This window comes from Faecalibacterium sp. DFI.5.82 (assembly GCF_029076575.1).
Taxonomy (GTDB): domain Bacteria; phylum Bacillota; class Clostridia; order Oscillospirales; family Ruminococcaceae; genus Faecalibacterium; species Faecalibacterium duncaniae.
The window spans coordinates 1-303 of the sequence record NZ_JARFIS010000709.1 but is presented as its reverse complement, the minus strand read 5'-3'; the positions used below and the strand labels follow the sequence as shown (position 1 = coordinate 303).

The 303-nt window shown below is 63.4% G+C and carries 1 pseudogene; it reads left to right on the top strand.

Annotated features, from left to right (window positions below):
* Window positions 1-303: pseudogene (locus tag P0G09_RS18540) on the top strand (carboxynorspermidine decarboxylase); the annotation flags it as partial.

The window sequence follows — 303 nt, the reverse complement described above, 5'->3', positions numbered from 1 at the left end:
CACTGCAGAATGGTCAGACACATCTTGCCAATCTGGATATGTCCGCAGCCTGCCACACTCCGGATGTCATCGAGATGCCCTACCGCCCGCCCCTGCTGGACGCGGGCGAGCCGGGGGAAAAGCCCTGCACCTTCAGGCTGGGCGGCCCCACCTGCCTTGCCGGGGACGTGGTGGGCGATTACAGCTTTGCCGCCCCCCTGACCGAGGGTGACCGGCTCATCTTCGGCGACATGGCCATCTATTCCACCTGCAAGATCAACACCTTCAACGGGATGCCCCTGCCGGATATCTGGGTGCTGCATG